Below are 17,014 nucleotides of genomic sequence, written 5' to 3'. Positions count from 1 at the left end.
GGGTCGTTGCGGTTGGTGGGCGTGTCCGACGGATCGCGTGTCCGAGCCGTGCTGACGGCGTTCCGGCTGGCGTGGGGCGAGGTTGTCTGCCGGATCGGGAGTGGGCCCGGCTTGGGCCGTACTTGCCGAAGAAGACCGGACGGGGCGGGCGATGGACGTGCCACCGCAAGGTCATCAACGGGATCTTCCCGAGCGCCGGGATCAGCGGGCCGATCGGCAACGCCGTGGAAGCCGCGGCGGCCGGCCCACCGGCTTCGACCGAACCCGCTATGCCGGAGAGGGAGACGACATGGCAACGTGTGGCGCGCCGAATATGACAGGTGGCCGGTGCAGAGGAAGGTGGTAGCAGGGAACCTCCAGGTGCCCGGTCGCTCAAGGGCCTTATCCACCGCAATCACTCTGACCGGTCCACCTCCTCGGTGCAGCACCCGGACGGCACGAGCACCCTGGCCTCGGCCCACGCCAGCCCGTGGCCTGCAAATCCAGGTTGGACGACGCCCAGTGGCGACTCCCTGAGCGTCAAGGCATCCGAGACCGTCGCCAAGGGCAGCCGCGGCTGGGACCGGCCTTCTCGCAGGCGCGGATGCCGCAGCGTTCGAGGCCAGGGCCTTGACGCCCCAGCGGCCGAAGCCTGCTGCCTCCGGCCCGTCAGCACTGCGCCCAGAACGTGGTCAGAGCGTGGGCGCCACGCGCGGGGTCCTGGGTCATCCACCAGTGGCCGAGCCCGTTCAGGGTCTCGACGCGGGCGCCTGCGCGACGGGCCGCGCGCCGGCGTTGCCGGTCGGTGCCGACCACGTGGTCCTCGGTGGCAAGGAGCGCCAAGCCAGGCCGCTGCGACGCATGCTCCAGGTACCGGCCGAGCTCGGCCATCACCGGCTGCGCGGCGGAGCGGTAGAGCGCGAGCACGGCCTGGCCCATCGTCTCGCCTTGTGCCGCGGCGATCCGCTCGGCCACCGGCCTGCTCATGCCGAGCTCGACGAGCGACCTGACGCGCGTCTCGACGGCCCCGCCGAACCGCTCGGCGACGTCGGCTTTTCCGGCTCCGGGGGTCTGCCAACGCTGGGCCGACTCATGCCAGACGTAGCCCGGGTCGAATATCCCGATGACGTCGCTCGCCCAACTACGCAGCAGCTCCGGCCGACTGACGGCGACATTCAGAACGTGTGCGCCGCCCCAGTCGTGGCCGACCAGGTCGACGGGTTCCCCGAGGTCCTCCAGCGCATCGATCAGCCAGTCACGATATTCGCCGACCGTCGCGCCGAACCCGGCCGGCAGGGGCGCGCCGAATCCAGGCGGCGAGAGGCAGACCAGTCCGGCACGTGGCGAACCGGCGCGGTCGAGCTCAGCGAGCAACGGGGCCCATACAGCCGCCGTCTCGGGATTGCCGATTTGCCCTTCCCCCTGCTCGGCTGACTTCGTGGCCCTGACCAGTCACGGCGGCTGCTTGACTTCCTGATCGGGAAGTCCTTCCTCGTCCGCCGGATCACGTGCTGCTTGCCGGTCCGGTAACGTCTGCGCACACCGCCGTAGCAACGGGCAGGGCGGGGTGCGCGCGTCGGACGCCGGGGAACAGTGATGATGGACATTGCGCTGCTCTTGGTACCCGCGGCGATCATTGCCAAGGCGCTGTCCATGTCGGTCAAGACGGTCCACCGCTCCAGAGAGGTCGAGCGGGCCTGGAACAGCGGGCTGACGGCGGAGGCGCGCTGCCTGCGTACGTACACGAAGTTCAGCGGGGAGACCCCGCAGCTGTACCACGTCTACGAGTTCACGACACGTGAGGGCCGGACCGTGCGCTTCGACGAGAGGGGCGGACCAGCCACGCGGGGCAAAGGCACCTTCGCCACCGTGCACTACACCGCCGAGCACCCTGAGAAAGCGACGGCCCACCCCCCGGGCAACGCCAGGACCACTCTGGGCGTGGGGCGGACCCTGGGTTGCTCCGGCGGGATCATAGCTTTCTGCGTCGTCTTCGTGATCATCGCGCTGACCCGCTGACCCGCTGACCCGCTGACCCGCTGACCCGCTGACCCGCTGACCCGCTGACCCGCTGACCCGCTGACCCGCTGACCCGCTGAAGCAAGCCGCATAGCCGGCGGCGAACAACTGCTCCGGGTTGGTGCCAGGGCCGTTGTCGCCGCCCAGTGCCTTGGGCATGGACAGCGACGCCGTCACGCGGCCGTCCTCGGTGGCGACCTTGCCGTCCGGCCGCGCCACGAGGTGGCGGCAGGGGTGTAGGTGGTGTCGTTCATGTCCAGCTCCTTCGGTGAAGGCGCGCCGAACGAGGGCACGCCTGATGGACGCACCTGCGCGGGTGCGATGTCGACCTGCTCGCGCTGGAAGGGTTTGTCAGTTCGTTGCTCGTTGTAGAAGTTCTCGAACTCGCGCAGGGCGTACAGGAGATGGCGCGGGTCGCCGCCGAGGAGCCCATGCAGATGACATGGTGAGTGAGATGGTCGTGCCTGGCCGCACCAGGAGCCGCAGGCGTCGAAGCACCTCGCATGGCAATGACTTGAGCAGCGTGGTGAGGAATACCCGTTCCTCGGGCGGGAGACGCACCCGCCTCCCATGCAACTGCCGCTCCAGGACGGTTAGCTGGTGGCGGAGCACGTTGCCGTGGAGGTCAACGAAGGAACTCACGTCCCACGGCAAACGCCCACCCGGCGTAGCCGAGATTGACGGCGAGCCGAACGGCGATACCGATGGGCCGGTCGGACCAGGTTGTGGCACGGGACACGCGCCGGAACGCGTCGGCATGAGGGACCAGATAGGCGAGGAAGAGGGCGCCGGCTCCCATCGCCGCCGCTGCGCGTACCGACGGCAGGAACAAGCCTGCGGTCAGAGCGATCTCCAGAGCACCCGACGCGGCGATGATGGCGCGGGGTAGCGGCATCCAGTCCGGTACGAGAGAACGGAAGGCGGCAGGCCTAACCCAGTGCAGCAAGCCCGTACCGCCGAGCAGAACACCGAGCATCACAGTGGCAAATGGCAACATGATGGCATGGTCGATCGACTCCGGTCCTGGCGTCTTGAACGCAACGGCAATACGTCGTCCGCCGCGGTCTGCTCCGAGTTCGCCCGCTACACACAGGATTCGGGCCACACGACTGCTGCGCACCACAACCCGGCGTGGCAGCTGGTGCTCTCCTGGGACGGTCCGTTGTTGGTCACCGACCACCGCGGAAGGGTGACCACCGCGTTCGGGATCGTGATCGCGCCACGGATCCGGCGCATGGTCCACTGCCCTGCCGGTTTCACCTCGCTCTGGGTCGACCCGCACCGGATCGATACCGCCATGCAGGCGTGCGTCCACGCCATGGAGCACGCCCAGGTTCGCCGGCTCCAGACGGCAGCACGTGGAGAGCTGGATCCACTCAGACTGCGTGGGGCGTTGCGCGAAGTCCTCGGGGACGCGCCGCCGGTCGACCCGCGACTGCGACAAGTGCTGGACCTCCTGGACTCCGATGCCGACATCAACGAGTTGGCGGGCGTGGTCGGCATATCAGCACGACGGCTGCGCCAGCTGTCCGTTCAGCAGCTCGGAGGTTCGCTGACCATGCTGCGCCGTTGGCATCGGCTTCGTGAGGCCGTGCTGCAGATCCCGTTTCATCCGGCCGCCGACATCGCCGCACGAACCGGGTTCGCCGACCAAGCGCATCTGGTGCGCACCGCAGTGGCTCTGGGTGGCCGCACGCCCGGCTCACTGCGCGCCCTGCGGTCCTAACCCCGGCTGGCGAAGTCGACCCGGAAGGCTGGTCGAAGGGGTCGCACGGCACGGAAACGAGGGGGAGATGAAGCACTGACCGCCGCCCCATGGACCGGTACACCGCCGAGGCACGGGGCCGCACCCGCGCTCAGCACGCCGAGCGGCCCCACCGCAGCTCGTCACCACGCTACGAAGGCGCCCCCTGTAACTACCTGGCCCTTCTCGGCCTCGCAACGACACTCTGTTGCTACAAACGCCTCGTCCGCCTCACCACGTAGAACACCGTTGGGCGGGCCGGGGTCGGTGATCGCGGGTGACGTCGAGGACGTGCATGTCCTCCACGCCGAACAACTCATTGGTCCGAGCACACCGCGACGCGCCAGGACCACACGCACAGTGACGCACGCGAGGCCTTCTCTTGATTCAGTTGCTTGGTGGCTGCTGATCTTGGAAGGCCTGGTTCCGTCTCGCCCTCGCACCACGCCGTGGACCCGGACACCGCGAGACGGCGCACCCAGGCTCATCCACGAGGGCCCAGAAATCTTGGACGGCGATGTCGAGAATCCGTGCCCGGCTCCGTCCCCGCGGTGAACGCGACCAAAATGGGTCGCACAGCATCGAGGAGAAACACGATGGCCAAGTACTTGCTGCTCAAGCACTACCGCGGCGCTCCGGCTTCGGTCAACGACGTGCCCATGGACCAGTGGACGCCGGAGGAGATCTCGGCGCACGTGCAGTACATGCACGCCATCGCGGCCCGGCTCGAGGGGACCGGCGAGCTGTCCGCCGGGTCGGCGGACCCGCGGTCGCACCGGATCGACTGGCCGGCCCTGGGCGCTGACCTTGGAGGATTGCGTGCTGCTGGTGGCGGTGTGCTGCCGCACGAACCTGACCATATGGCAGCTGGCCGTGCTGTTCGGTATCTCTCCGGCGGTGGTTGGCTGGATCGTCAGCCGGCACGGTCCGCTGCTGACCTTGGCCCCGGCCCGCCGTAAACCGGGCCGCAGCCAGGTACTCATCGTCGACGGCACCCTGGTGCCCACTCCGGACCGGTCGCTGGCCGCTTCCAGCAAGAACTACCGATACTCGTCGAACCTGCAGGTGCTGATCAAGGGCGAGACCCGGCTGGTGCCAGCAGTCGGCCGCCCGCTGCCCGGCAGCCGCAACGACTGCATCGCCTTCACTGAGTCCGGCATCGATGACACCTGCGGTGCCGCGACCGCGCTCGCCGACGGCGGCTGCCAGGGCACCAACACGCTCATCCCGCACCGCCGCCCTGCCGGAGAACGGCTGCCGGGCTGGAAGGAGGCTCACAACACCGCACATCGCCGGGTATGCGCCCGCGTCGACCGCGACTTCGCCCGGATGAAGAACTGGAGGATCCTGCGCGACTGCCGCCTGAAGGGCGACAGCGTGTTCTGGGCCACCAGCAGCGTCGCTCACATGCACAACCTCGCACTCAGCCAGACCTGATCACAGCGTTACCAAGCAGCCATTAGTCGCCTGCGGCATCGGCAACGGCGCGGAAGAGCCGCTCGGGTTCCTCAGCGATCCGGTTGCAGACGTACAGCCATCACTCGGTGCCGTACACGACGTACTCCCGCGCCCATGTAGTCCACGGTGGCGCGATGCCCACGCCGATTGATCTCGGCGATACGCGTCAACGCCTCGGACGCCGTCTCGCCCGCCACGTACCGGCGGGCTGCGCGCCGGACAAGCGGGCCGAGCACCGGGTCGGTCGGTATCTGCGCCTTCAACTGCTCGTCGAGCGCCAGACTTCGGAGCACGTCGGCGACCCGGGTGCGGAGGTCGTCGCCCTCCTCGGTGCGCTCCGTGTCTGCCTGCGTCATCTGCTGACTCACCGTTCGGGGCCAGTTGCCCCCGCAAGCTAACCGAACGATCGGTCGGGCCGCAAGGGGTCAGCCCATCCTTGCGGATCTCCCCAGCCGCCTGGATGTCGCCAGGCGCTGCTGGGAACTGACGTGGCAAATCCCGGTGAACAACTCCGCCCATGGCAGCGCCGTCCACGAGTTCCGAGACAGGCTTCCTGCTGACCGCGTGGATTGCCGTGAGTTGACTTCACCGAGACCGCTCAGCGCATCGCCCTGGGCGCATACCGGGAGGAGCCCCGGGGGGCCTCGGCCAGAGGGAGCAAGCGGAATGGCACGTGCGACCGATGCGCGCGCCGATCCGGTGAATTCCTTACCCGAGCCCTGTCGGCGGTTGACGGCATGCGGTGTCCTACCGGGAGAGCAACAGGGTCCGGTAACGGAGGAATTGGCCATGCGGTTCTCAACGAACCCAGTGGTCATCCTTGGGCGAGCCCGACACGAGGGCAGAGGAAGGTGATCACCTTGTTTGGTGGCCTTGGGAAGCGGGCCGGTGGGGGAAGCGGTCATCGTGTACGCGCGCTGGTCGCCGTCGCGGCACTGGTCATGTCCTTGCCGACTGCCGTGCAGACGAGACCGGCTGCAGCTGCCGTGCAGGCCTGGCCGTTGCCGGGAGCGGTCAGCGGGGACACGTCCGTGCACGACCCCTCCATGGTGAAGGTCGGGAGGCAGTACCTGGTCGCCTCCACGCACAATCAGGTCGAACTCCGGGTATCCGACGACCGGATCAACTTCAGGCGGCTGGGACCCGCCTTCGACCACGTTCCGGCCTGGTGGAGCCGGTTCAGCTCCTCCAACGACGTGTGGGCACCGGATGTCTCGTTCCACAACGGCAAGTACTGGATGTACTACTCGGTGTCCAGTTTCGGTTCCAACAACTCAGGGATCGGGCTCGCCACGAGTGACACCGGACAGCCCGGCACCTGGGTGGACACCGGAGCGCCCATCCTCACCTCCCCCTACCCGGGTTTTGACTTCAACGCCATCGACCCCAACCTGCTGGTGGACAAGAACGGCAAATGGTGGCTGACGTTCGGGTCGTTCAGGCTCGGCATCTACATGATCGCACTCGACCCCCAGACCGGAAGACCGTCGATCACGGACACCCGGATCCGCCATCTGGCGCAGCGGCTGCACGTCTGGCCCGACCCGGTCGAGGCGCCCTTCGTCTACTACAAGGACGGCTACTACTACCTGTTCGTGTCCTTCGACTACTGCTGCAAGGGCGTCAACAGCACCTACAGCATCCATGTCGGCCGCTCGACCTCACCCGACGGCCCCTACATCGACCAAGCCGGACGCAATTTGGTCGGAGACGGCGGCAGTCTGCTGCTCGGCACGCACGACAACTGGGTGATCGGCCCAGGTGGGCAGTCCGTTGTTCACGACGACGCGGACAACCACGACCTGCTGATCTACCACTACTACGACGGCCGGGCCAACGGCACTCCCGAGCTGGGGATCAATTACCTGGGGTGGAACAACGGGTGGCCTTACGTGTACTAATCGGTCTCGGTGAAGTCAACTCACCGTGGCGCCACCCACTTGCCGGCTCCCGGGTCCTGTTCCCAGCGCGGGCGGCCCCGGCGGGTCTCGTCGCCGCCCAGAATCGGAAGCGCGCGAGCAAGTGTCAAGCGGCACGGCCGAGTTGTCGATCGCCGCGACCGAACTCGCCGGGCCGGGCGCGGATGTCGACATGGTGCTGGAGGAGGTGCAGCGGCGCAACACGGAGGCACTGAGCCGGGCACCGGAGTTCTTCGCACTGGAGGGCGGGTTCCACGGCAAGTTGGTCGGTAGCCTGCAACTCACCCACAATCCGACGTTCCGGCTGCCGTTCCAGGCACTCGGGGCGCGTGCCCGCTTCGTCCCCGCGGACCGGCCCGAGGAGGCACTGAAGTACGTCGAGGCGGAGCAGCCGAACGTGCTCGACGTCGTCGCCGAGAGCGGCGTCGTGGAAGTGCGGTGGCGGGCCGTGCCGTTCGTTGCCGGTTTCGTCGTCGAGCCGATCCAGGGCGAGGGCGGCATCAACGTGCTCACCGCCGAGCAGGCCAAACGGATCACCGACGTGTGCCGCGCGTTGGACTGCCCACTCGTCGTCGACGAGATCCAGACTGGCGCCAGGCGCACCGGGTCCTTCTTCGCAAGCGCCCACATCGGCCTGACCGGCGACTACTACACCCTGGCGAAGAGCGTCGGCGGCGGCCTGGCGAAGACGTCGATGGCGAAGACGTCGATGTTGCTGGTGCGGCAGTCGTCGTACGTCAAGGACTTCGAACTGCTGCACAGCTCGACGTATGCCAAGGGCAGCTTCTCCTGCTCGGTCACCGAGAAGGTGCTGGAGATGCTGGAACACGACGGCGGAATGGCCTACCGGCTGGCCACCGAGCGCGGGGCGCGGCCGCGAAGCGCCCTGGAAGAGGTCCACGCCGAGTTCGGTGACGTCGTACGCGGCGTGCGCGGGCGCGGTCTGCTGCTCGGGTTCGAGTTCACCGACCAGTCGGCGGCGAGCTCGGCGGTGATCCGCAACTACGCGCGCGGCGGGTTCTTCGGTTTCGCCGTCTCGGGCTTCCTGCTGCGCAAGGACGGCCTGCGGCTGATGCCGACCGGCAGCGCGCCGCACACACTGCGGATCCAGCCGTCGTATGCGATCGGCGACGCCGCAATCGACCGGTTGGCAGCGGGTCTGCGCGACGTCTGCGCGGTGCTGCGCCACCAGGACGCGCTGCAGCTTCTCCACCCGCTGACCGGTGGGGACACCCCGGCGCCGCGCGTCGAGGTACGGGACTTCCGGTCCACGACGCCCACCGGTACCGACGCCGAACCCCCCACCGCCCGGGTCGCGTTCGTCGCCGAGCTGGGCGCGCCGGACGCGCTGCGGCGCTTCGATGCGTCGCTGGCCGACCTGGACGACGCCACGCTGCGGGCTTTCGTGGCCCGGTCGGCCCCGGTGCGCGCCATGGCTCCGTGCCCGGCGGTGCGGTGCCGCACCGCGACCGGCGCCACCGTGGACGTGACCGTCTTCCCGCTGCTGGTCGACGAGGCGGTCGGCGACGCCCCGGGTACTCTCGCCGCGGACGTCGCAGGGCAGATCAACGCGGCTCGCGCCACCGGGGGCTGGGTGAAGGAGACCTGGCCGTCCGCGGAAGCGCCACGGCGGCGCTCGACGCTTACCTCGTCTTCGAAGACGAGGCCGGCTTCTCGATGACGCCGCCGACCGCGCACACCTGGTCCCGCCGCGGGGCCAAGCCGATCGTCAAGGTCCGTGGGCGTTCCCAGCACCGCATCTCCATCGCGGCCCTGGCCTGCTACAAGCCCGGCGAACGCTCGCGCCTGATCTACCGCCCGATCGTCCACCGCGACCACAAACAAGGCGGACGGCGCAGCTTCGCCTGGACCGACTACCGCGCACGGCTCGTCGCGGCCCACCAGCAGCTCGGCCGCCCCTGGTGCGGCTGCGCGCCCTTCGAAGGAAGTTCCAGTCCGTGATGGATCGGTCTTGCTGCCCCGATCAACCGTCAAAACCCTTTCCAATCCCGACAGTTGTCCGTTATGGGCAGCATCTCGCTCACCCGCGTCTTGCACACCCGAGTCCGGACCGACGGCCGGTGCGGACTCTTCTGACGCTCTGCGCCACCACGGCCACGGTGAGCTCAGGAGGCCCTGCCGAGCTCAGAAGCGTGCATGACTCGGTGCGTCGGCAGCCCTCATGGCCCTGATTCACCGTGCGCGCCGGGCGGTCAGGCGATGGCTGCGGCCATCCGCCGGACTGCCTCGGTGATCAGCTCCGGCGAGGTGGCCAGGTTCATACGGGCGAAGCCCGCACCGCCGGTTCCGAAGTCCACCCCGGAGCTCAGGGCGACACGGCCGCGTTGAAGGAAGACGTCGGCGGGGTCGTCCCCGAGGCCCAGCCCGCGGCAGTCCAGCCACGCCAGGTAGGTCGCCTGCGCGGGTTCATACCCGACGGCGGGCAGGTGCTCGGCGAGCAGGCCGGCCAGTAGGCGGCGGTTGTCGTCGAGTCCGGACAGCACTGCGTCGAGCCAGTCGCCTCCGTCGCGCAGGGCGGCGGTGTGGGCAATGATGCCGACGTGGCTGGGGCCGTGGCTGACCTCTTCGGGCATGCGGGCGAGGTCGTCGGCCGCGTCGGGCCCGACGATGGCGAGGGCGGCCTTGAGCCCGGCCAGGTTCCACGCCTTGGACGCCGACATCAGGGACAGTCCGTTCTCCGCGCCGGGAACGCTCAGATACGGCACGAATGATGCGGCCGCCGCCATGATCGGGGCGTGGATCTCATCCACCACGACCCGCACGCCGTGTGTCCGCGCGAACTGCGCGACGTGCGTGAGCTCAGCAGCGGTGTGTACGGTTCCGGTCGGGTTGTGCGGGCTGCACAAGAGATACACCGGTCGGCCTGCGCGCTGGACACCATGCCCGAACGCGTCCTCCAGCGCGGCGAAGTCGATCCGCCCCTCTGTGTCCAGCGGTGCCTCGATGATGGGCCGTCCAAGGTTCCGGACGAACTGGTAGAAGGGTGGATACACAGGGCAGTTGACGACGACGGGATCGCCCGGTCCGGAGACGAGCTTGAGCATTTCGACGATGCCCAACATCACGTCGGGCACGATCGCTGTGCGTTCCACGGCCAGCCCGCCCCAGCCCCACCGCTTGCGGGCAAACTCCGCCAGCGCCTCGGCGTACGCCGTCCCGGCTGGGTAGCCCGTGTCGCCGAGTGCCACCGCGTCGGTGATCGCCCGCGCGACCGGCTCGGCCAGCGGGACATCCATCTCGGCTACCCACAGCGGTAGTACGTCCTCCGGATGCGTCCGCCACTTCATGCTCGTACGACGTCGCAACTGCTCCAGGGAGAGCTGACACAGCGGATTGACACTGTCGGGCGCAAAGATGTCACGCGACATACTCTCCATACCGCAACGATAGTCGGAATGGCGTACAAGATGATTACTAACTGCCGCAGCGGTTCTCCAACATCGTCTGCTTCCCGCGCCCGCGGGGATGGTCCGGGTCCACACACGTCCCTAGCCTGGTCAGCGGCCTGGTCCCACTCGGGTGGCCCGAGGGACATGAAGTCCAGGTCGCACAGGACGGCGTGGCCGCCGGGCGCGCGCAGCATGTTGCCGATGTGGGCGTCACCGTGGATGACCGTACGGGGCAGGGCGAAGGGAAGGCGGGGCAGTTCGTCTGCCAGGCGGTCGGCGAGGTCGCGAAGGAATGCGAGGGCTGCCGGAGGGGTGTCGTGCGGTGCCCGCTGGAGCCGGGAGCGGGTGACACGGAGTGGGTCCCATCTGGGCAGCGGACGGGGCGGTGGGCCGAGTGCGTGGATGCGGCGGAGTGGGTCGGCCAGTTCCGGGGGGTCGGGGTCGGCTGCAGTTCCGGGCGTTGTGGCAGGTAGCGCCAGAATGTGGCCGGCATTCCGCTGGCCGTGATGACGGGCTGGTCGACGCGAAGCACGGCGAGCCGGACGGTGGGCAGGTCCTCGTTCTCCAGCCAGCGTGCCAGGCCGACGATGCGGACGGCGTCCTCGATGCCCAGTTGGGGGCCCGCGATGCGGACGACGAGAGGGACGGAGGTGAGGCGGAAGACCGCGTTCACGGTGACGTGGACCAGATCGGCGCCTTCCGCGCTCACGCCCGCGATATGGCAGGCGTCGTCCAGCGCACGGCGGAACGCCTCGGCGCTGAACGGCGCCGTGTCCATCGTCAGTCCCCCGACAGATCGCGCCGGAGCAGAATGAACGGTCCGAGGACGAGCAGGTCCATCGGCGTGGTGGCGAAGCACGCGACGGCATCGCGCGGATGATCCGCGATGGGCATCTCGGCCACGTTGAAGCTGGTGTTGATGACAACCGGGACGCCCGTCTCCCGCTCGAACTCCTTCAGCATGCGGGCGACGACCGGTTCGTCGGTCGCGTCGACGGTTTGGATCGGGCGCTGCCGTCAACGTGCAGAGCGGCCGGGATGCGCTCGGCCCAGTCGGGCCGGACCTGGTGGGTGAAGAGCATGTAGGGGCTGGGAAGCGGCCCGTCGAAAATCTCGGCGGCGCGTTCCAGGAGGACCATGGGGGCGACGGGGCGGAACTGCTCGCGCCCCTTGATGTCGTTGAGCCGCTCCAGGTTCTGGCGGTAGCAAGGGTTGGCCAGGATGCTGCGGTGGCCCAAGGCGCGTGGGCCGAACTCGCTGCGGCCCTGGAACCAGCCGATCACCTTGTTGTCGGCCAGTGCGCGGGCCGCGACCGTGGCCACGTCCGGCGGACGTGAGTAGGACACCCGGTTGGCCTGGAGCCAGACTTCCGTCTCTTCGTCGCTCCAGCCCCGGCCCAGGGCCGCGGTGGTCATGTGCTTGACGGGGTCGCCCGCGGCCTGCGCGGCGTACAGGGCGCCGCCGAGTGCCGTGCCCGAGTCTCCTGCCGCGGGCTGGACCCAGACCGAGCCGAACGGGCCTTCGCGGGCTGAGGGCCGCGGGTTTTTCGGACACCGTCTATGGGTGCTTTCAAGCTCAAACGGGCCTTCTTCCTGTCCGCGTTCGCGGCTCTGGCTAACCCGGTCTCCCGGACGTACTACGACAAGAAGAGCAGCCAGGGAAAGCACCACACCCAAGCCCTCCTCTGCCTCGCGAGACGACGAGCCGACGTGCTCGTCGCGATACTCCGCGACGGCACCTTCCATAACTCACAGCCCGCCCCATCAGCTTGACGAAACCCATAGGGGCACCCCCCGGGGCTCGTATGACTAGTGCGCGCTCCGTTGATCACGACTTCCGCGCCCAATTACCTTAAGCGGTCAGATGACTATGTTCGGTAGTCGCGAGCTGGGGAGGATCCATGCGTAGGACTATGAGGGCATGCGCGGTGCTCGCGCTCGGATCGAGCCTGCTGGTAGGAGGAATGGCCCCCGCGGCCACCGCTGCGGTCACGTCCGGCGGGACCATGGCGTTCCAGGCGCCGACTCCCCCGTCGACTATCCCCGACCTCGATGCCCCCGGGTCGGCCAAGACCGTCGATTTCCCACCGGACCAGCAGCAGCATCACCCAGGGCGGGTCACAATCCAGGCCCCGCAGTACACCCGCATCACCCAGGTGGACCCCCGCTGCAGGGGCCACGTCTGTCCGGTGACCATCGCCGCCGACGGCTCGTCCGCCACCATCGACTTCCAGGTCCGCACCCACTGGATCTGGCCGTGGACGGTCCATATTGCCGCGAACAATGATGCACCCCTGGCAGGCGGCCAGTTCACCGGAAGCCTCACCTTCGAAGGTGTGACCGTGGACTGGACCGTCAACATCACCCAGGGCACCCCGGGTGCCTTTGGCGGGTATGCCAACAACGTCCCTGGGGGAGGAGGTGCCCGAGTTCGGTTCGTCGACCCCGACTTGCATGCCGCCGCCGCAGGATTCATGGTCAACGACATCATCACCTCCGTCGACGGGCAGCCTGTCACGTCGTCGGCATCCCTCAATGCCGCCCTCGCAAGCAAGCGAGCCGGGATCACCGTGCCCGTAGGCATCACGCGTAACGGCACCCCCATGACTCTGCAGTACACGATCGACCAGTGATCACTACGGCTCAGCCCACCGGCGTCCGCGCGATCCGCCGCCCGGCGCAACGTTAGGACTGCCCTCCGCCCGCCGCGTCCCAGTCATCCAGGAGAGCGGCTAGGGCGCGGCGTTGCGCGTTCTCGCGAGCAAACCGGGCGTGGCATTGCCGGATCGGCCGTTGGCCGGCACCAACTCCCAGAGTGCGTCGGTCTGATCCGAGACGCCGCCAAGCCGAGCAGTTTCACGTCCGGGCGTTGGCGTGGGACGACTGCCAATCCGGTTCGGTGTCTCGTCACCGTGCTCCACGAGGACCACTCGGAAGTGGACTTGCCAACCCCCATGCTCTTATGACTTTCTGGAATCAACCGACAACCGTCCGTAGTGGGCGGTCGGTGAACGGTGAAGGGATGAAGATGAGCACTGCCCACGCGGAAGCCACAGATGGTGAGCACTCCGCCCCTCCGATCAGGACGGTCGCCGGGACCGGGGGCGCGGGGTTCAAAGGGGACAACGGGCCTGCCGTTTCGGCTGAGTTGAACCGTCCGTACGGGATTGCGGTGGACAGCACCGGCACTGTCTACTTCTCCGACTACAACAACCACGTGGTCCGGAAGATCACGACTGACGGGAAGATCAGCACGGTCGCGGGGACCGGGGCGTCGGGATTCAGCGGGGACAATGGCCCTGCCGTCTCGGCCCAGTTGAACGGCCCACGTGAGGTGGCGGTGGACAGCACCGGAACGCTCTACATCGCCGATGCCGAGAACCATCGGGTCAGGAAGGTTACGGATGGGAAGATCAGCACGGTCGCGGGCACGGGCACCGAGGGGTTCAGCGGTGACGACGGCCTCGCCACCGCTGCCGAGTTGAATTACCCGTACGGGATTGCGGTGGACAGCACCGGCACCCTCTACATCGCCGATACCGAGAACCATCGGGTCAGGAAAGTCACGGCCGATGGGAAGATCAGCACGGTCGCGGGGACCGTGTCCGCGGGACCCAAGGGAGACGGTGGTCCAGCGATTTCAGCCCAGCTGAAATACCCGAACGCAGTGGCGGTGGACAGCGCCGGAACCCTCTACATCGCCGATGCCGAGAACCATCGGGTCAGGAAGGTTACGGATGGGAAGATCAGCACGGTCGCGGGCACGGGCGCCGAGGGCTTCGGCGGTGACGACGGCCCGGCGGTCTCGGCCCAGCTGGACTTCCCACTGGGTGTGGTGGTGGACAGCGCCGGCACCCTCTACGTCTCCGACCACAACAACCACCGGGTCCGGAAGATCACGACTGACCGGAAGATCAGCACGGTCGCAGGCACAGGCGCCGAGGGCTTCGGCGGTGACGACGGCCCGGCCGCTTCGGCCCAGTTGAACTACCCGCTCGGGCTCGCTGTGGACTGCGTCGACGCCCTCTACATCGCTGACTACGTCAACAACCGGATTCGGAAGGTCGCGTCGGCGGAGATGGCCGGGCTGCCCGAGTCGGGCACGGTGGTCTCCTGGGCCAACGTCCGGAGCAGGCTGCGGATGGGGGTCCTGCGTGAGTCCACCAAGGACGGGGCCGAGATCCACCAGTTGCTCGCCGCCTCCAGGGACCACCAGCGGTGGCGGCTGGTCGTGTCGGGCCAGGACAACGGGGACGTCCTGTACACGATCGAGAACGTGCGCAGCGGCAAGGTCCTGGAGGTCGTCGGAGCGCAGGAGGCGGCCGGGGCGGTGGTCGCGCAGTGCGCCTACGAGGGCGGCGACGCGCGCCACCAGCAGTGGAGGCTGATCCCGGTGGGCTCGGTGAACGGCACCCCGCGGGTGTATGAGATCGCGAACCGCAACAGCGGTCTGCTCCTGCAAGTCGACACCAACGCCCGCACGGTGATCAAGCAGCACGGGTCGCAGGGCGACCACCGGGACCGGCAGTGGCAGCTGCTCCCCGTATAACGCACGTGGGGTCAGGGGCGACCTCGCCCCTGACCCCACGGAACCCGGGCCCTACTCGACACGGGACGGTTTCTCGGCGGCCGCCTTGGGCGCCTTGGGCGCCTCGGGTGCCTTGGGTGCTTCGGGGGTCTTGGGGGCCTTGGTGTAATCGCTCTTCTTCGGCTTGTCCTCCAGGTCCTCATTCTTCTGAAGGCCGCTGTGCTCCGTCACCGTCGCACTCGACTCCTTCATGCCGGCGGCCGCTGCCGTGGACACCGAGCTGAGATTCGGGGCATCGGCCTGCGCACGGGCCGACGTCCGGGTGGTCTGGATGAAGGAGCCGAGGAAGCCCAGGACGGCCCGCGCTTCGGGCGACTGCTCCTGCACGACCTTCGCCCGGGAGGAAGCCCCGTGGATCGCGCTGTTGAACAGGCTCGTGCTCGTGTCGTCGTATGTGTCGTCTTCGGCGTCCTCGAAGTCGACGTCCGCACCCGGCTTGGGCTTGTCGCTGTCGGTGGTCACCGAGAAGCGCCCCGCGCCCTCGCGTGCAAAGTTGAAGATGTTGTCGAACACCATGGTCGTCACCCCTTGTCGTCGTCCGCTCGGTCACGGCTGCTTGTGCAGCGCTCGTTGGCTGTCGGTCAGGCTCTCGCCGTCGAACATCGTGTGGTGGACCTCGAGGTCGGAGACGACCTCGGCCAGTCCCTTCATGCGGAAGCCGCCGCCCGCCAGGTCGATGTCGCCGATGTCACGGGCGACCAACTGGTCGAGGCCGGGGTAGTCCCCGGACTGCGGGGGAGCAAGGACCGCCACCGGCACGTCGTACTTCACCGCGATCAACCCGGAGAAGGTCACCGGGATCTCGTAGCAGTACTGCTTGCGGGTACGACGCTGCGTGACGATGGTCTGCACGCGGGAGCTTGGCGGGACCTGGCCGGAGATCTGCGATTTCGAGGCCCAGCTGGTGGTCAGGGAGCCGCCGACGGAGGCCGAGATGCCCAGCAACAACGAGGCGTTGAGTGTCGCGCTGCCGGTGGCACTGCCTGTGGTCGTGAACGCCACCGAGTTTGTCACCGAGTTCGCCGCGGAATTCCCCATCGAGTTTGTCGTGGCCGTCTCGGTGGCGTTGGCGTTGTCCACCCCGATGTTGTCCTTGCTGTTCTTGTTGGTCACCGTGTTCGCGTTCTTGTTCGCCATGTCGTTCCGGAGCTGCGTCTGAAGCTGCGCCTGGAGGTCCATCCGGAGCTGGTTCTGCAGCTGCAGCTGCAGCTGCGCGCTGACGCTGCCGCCGAAGGTGAGCTTCGCCTCCCCACTGAGCGACCACGTGACCCCGTTCGACACGGTGAAATCGACCGAGTCGGTGAAGTTCATCGGGGACGCCTGGCTGCGGTTGACGTAGGTACGCGAGGAGAACGTGTCGGGCGGGGGCTGGCTGATGTTGCACCGCTCCTCGATCAGCGGCTCCCCGAGGTTCATGTAGGCGAGCCAGCCCAGCTGGAAGGCGGAGCCGGGGAAAGTGCCGAAGCTCGACTTGTTCACGGAGAACCCGACGGGCTTGTGCCGCACACCGTAGTCGTCGACGTAGACCAGGTTGGGATGGTCCAGGATGGACCGCCAGGTCTGCTCGTCGTCGATGTTGAGTTCCTGCAGGTTCTTCTTCGTCAGCGGCTGGCGCTTGGCCCGTTCCAGGTTGTACGCGTTGGAAGGCATTCCCCGTCCTCAACTGATTGCGGTCGAACCGTGCTCGGTGAAGTGGAAAAATAAATGTGCACACGTTCCGACAAGCGAAGTTATCACGGGCCGCATTGCCCGGGAAGGTGCCTTCGTACATCACGCTCAATCGAGTGATAAAGGTTCGGCGACTGCCCCGAACTCCCGGGACATGGTGCTACCTTGAGACACTGTCGATCAATCCGTCGATAACTTTCCGATAGTCCTGCCTGTGAGCGCTGTGGCCT

Annotated in this window: 13 protein-coding genes and 7 pseudogenes; 12 read left to right on the top strand and 8 right to left on the bottom strand. The window is 67.7% G+C overall.

Annotation, left to right across the window (positions count from 1 at the left end):
• Window positions 1-71: 71 nt before the first annotated feature.
• Window positions 72-189, top strand: a pseudogene (locus P2L57_RS17980) (transposase); the annotation flags it as partial.
• Window positions 190-648: 459 nt separating this feature from the next.
• Here P2L57_RS17980 and P2L57_RS17975 read toward each other — a convergent pair.
• Window positions 649-1,389 (bottom strand): alpha/beta fold hydrolase, encoded by a 741-nt coding sequence (locus P2L57_RS17975; RefSeq protein WP_275815769.1) that lies wholly within the window; start codon window positions 1,387-1,389, stop codon window positions 649-651.
• Between the two features lie 186 nt (window positions 1,390-1,575).
• On the opposite strand from P2L57_RS17975, the gene P2L57_RS17970 reads away from it, so the two are divergent.
• Window positions 1,576-1,998 (top strand): hypothetical protein, encoded by a 423-nt coding sequence (locus P2L57_RS17970; RefSeq protein WP_275815626.1) that lies wholly within the window; start codon window positions 1,576-1,578, stop codon window positions 1,996-1,998.
• A gap of 625 nt (window positions 1,999-2,623) precedes the next feature.
• On the opposite strand, the gene P2L57_RS17965 is transcribed toward P2L57_RS17970, so the two are convergent.
• Window positions 2,624-2,995 (bottom strand): DoxX-related protein, encoded by a 372-nt coding sequence (locus P2L57_RS17965; RefSeq protein ID WP_275815624.1) that lies wholly within the window; start codon window positions 2,993-2,995, stop codon window positions 2,624-2,626.
• 6 nt (window positions 2,996-3,001) lie between these two features.
• On the opposite strand from P2L57_RS17965, the gene P2L57_RS17960 reads away from it, so the two are divergent.
• From P2L57_RS17960 to P2L57_RS17950, 4 genes and pseudogenes are all read left to right on the top strand, one after another.
• On the top strand, window positions 3,002-3,724 hold the full coding sequence (locus tag P2L57_RS17960) for an AraC family transcriptional regulator (RefSeq protein WP_275815622.1): 723 nt from the start codon (window positions 3,002-3,004) through the stop codon (window positions 3,722-3,724).
• A 149-nt stretch (window positions 3,725-3,873) separates the two neighbouring features.
• Window positions 3,874-3,984: pseudogene (locus P2L57_RS17955) on the top strand (IS5/IS1182 family transposase); the annotation flags it as partial.
• A gap of 354 nt (window positions 3,985-4,338) precedes the next feature.
• Window positions 4,339-4,503: pseudogene (locus P2L57_RS41120) on the top strand (YciI family protein); the annotation flags it as partial.
• A gap of 58 nt (window positions 4,504-4,561) precedes the next feature.
• On the top strand, window positions 4,562-5,179 hold the full coding sequence (locus P2L57_RS17950; RefSeq protein WP_372515743.1) for a transposase: 618 nt from the start codon (window positions 4,562-4,564) through the stop codon (window positions 5,177-5,179).
• A gap of 71 nt (window positions 5,180-5,250) precedes the next feature.
• Here P2L57_RS17950 and P2L57_RS17945 read toward each other — a convergent pair whose 3' ends face one another.
• Window positions 5,251-5,556: a hypothetical protein gene (locus P2L57_RS17945; RefSeq protein WP_275815620.1), complete on the bottom strand. Its 306-nt coding sequence runs from the start codon at window positions 5,554-5,556 to the stop codon at window positions 5,251-5,253.
• A gap of 675 nt (window positions 5,557-6,231) precedes the next feature.
• Here P2L57_RS17945 and P2L57_RS17940 point away from each other — a divergent pair.
• The 3 genes and pseudogenes from P2L57_RS17940 to P2L57_RS17930 all read left to right on the top strand — a co-directional run.
• Window positions 6,232-7,101: an arabinan endo-1,5-alpha-L-arabinosidase gene (locus tag P2L57_RS17940; RefSeq protein WP_275815618.1), complete on the top strand. Its 870-nt coding sequence runs from the start codon at window positions 6,232-6,234 to the stop codon at window positions 7,099-7,101.
• Between the two features lie 190 nt (window positions 7,102-7,291).
• Window positions 7,292-8,272 (top strand): annotated as a pseudogene (locus P2L57_RS41115) (aminotransferase class III-fold pyridoxal phosphate-dependent enzyme); the annotation flags it as partial.
• 426 nt (window positions 8,273-8,698) lie between these two features.
• Window positions 8,699-9,042, top strand: a pseudogene (locus tag P2L57_RS17930) (IS630 family transposase); the annotation flags it as partial.
• A gap of 290 nt (window positions 9,043-9,332) precedes the next feature.
• Here P2L57_RS17930 and P2L57_RS17925 read toward each other — a convergent pair.
• From P2L57_RS17925 to P2L57_RS17915, 3 genes and pseudogenes are all read right to left on the bottom strand, one after another.
• Window positions 9,333-10,517, bottom strand: a complete 1,185-nt coding sequence (locus tag P2L57_RS17925) for a MalY/PatB family protein (RefSeq protein WP_372515742.1) — start codon at window positions 10,515-10,517, stop codon at window positions 9,333-9,335.
• Window positions 10,424-11,398, bottom strand: coding sequence for a phosphotransferase family protein (locus P2L57_RS17920; RefSeq protein ID WP_372515741.1), 975 nt, complete (start codon window positions 11,396-11,398; stop codon window positions 10,424-10,426). The genes P2L57_RS17925 and P2L57_RS17920 overlap by 94 nt, the downstream gene beginning before the upstream one ends.
• Window positions 11,310-12,082, bottom strand: a pseudogene (locus tag P2L57_RS17915) (carbamoyltransferase C-terminal domain-containing protein); the annotation flags it as partial. The gene P2L57_RS17920 and the pseudogene P2L57_RS17915, both read right to left, overlap by 89 nt.
• 15 nt (window positions 12,083-12,097) lie before the next feature.
• Between P2L57_RS17915 and P2L57_RS17910 the strand changes: the two are divergent.
• The 3 genes and pseudogenes from P2L57_RS17910 to P2L57_RS17900 form a co-directional block, all read left to right on the top strand.
• A pseudogene (locus tag P2L57_RS17910) lies at window positions 12,098-12,301 on the top strand (IS110 family transposase); the annotation flags it as partial.
• Window positions 12,302-12,534: 233 nt separating this feature from the next.
• On the top strand, window positions 12,535-13,161 hold the full coding sequence (locus tag P2L57_RS17905) for a PDZ domain-containing protein (RefSeq protein ID WP_275815612.1): 627 nt from the start codon (window positions 12,535-12,537) through the stop codon (window positions 13,159-13,161).
• A gap of 395 nt (window positions 13,162-13,556) precedes the next feature.
• A complete protein-coding gene (locus P2L57_RS17900) occupies window positions 13,557-15,077 on the top strand; it encodes an NHL domain-containing protein (RefSeq protein WP_275815610.1) in 1,521 nt (506 codons plus the stop codon).
• 51 nt (window positions 15,078-15,128) lie between these two features.
• On the opposite strand, the gene P2L57_RS17895 is transcribed toward P2L57_RS17900, so the two are convergent.
• Together P2L57_RS17895 and P2L57_RS17890 are read right to left on the bottom strand one after the other, a co-directional pair.
• The gene (locus tag P2L57_RS17895; protein WP_275815608.1) at window positions 15,129-15,632 is read right to left on the bottom strand and encodes a hypothetical protein; all 504 of its coding nucleotides are present in this window, start codon (window positions 15,630-15,632) and stop codon (window positions 15,129-15,131) included.
• A gap of 30 nt (window positions 15,633-15,662) precedes the next feature.
• Entirely contained in the window at window positions 15,663-16,766 is a 1,104-nt protein-coding gene (locus P2L57_RS17890; RefSeq protein ID WP_275815606.1) for a hypothetical protein, read from the bottom strand.
• Window positions 16,767-17,014 lie beyond the last annotated feature (248 nt).

Source organism: Streptantibioticus ferralitis, assembly GCF_029223525.1.
In the GTDB taxonomy this organism is placed as follows: domain Bacteria; phylum Actinomycetota; class Actinomycetes; order Streptomycetales; family Streptomycetaceae; genus Streptantibioticus_A; species Streptantibioticus_A ferralitis.
The sequence above is the reverse complement of the archived record's forward strand: the minus strand, read 5'-3'. Positions and strand labels throughout refer to the sequence as shown.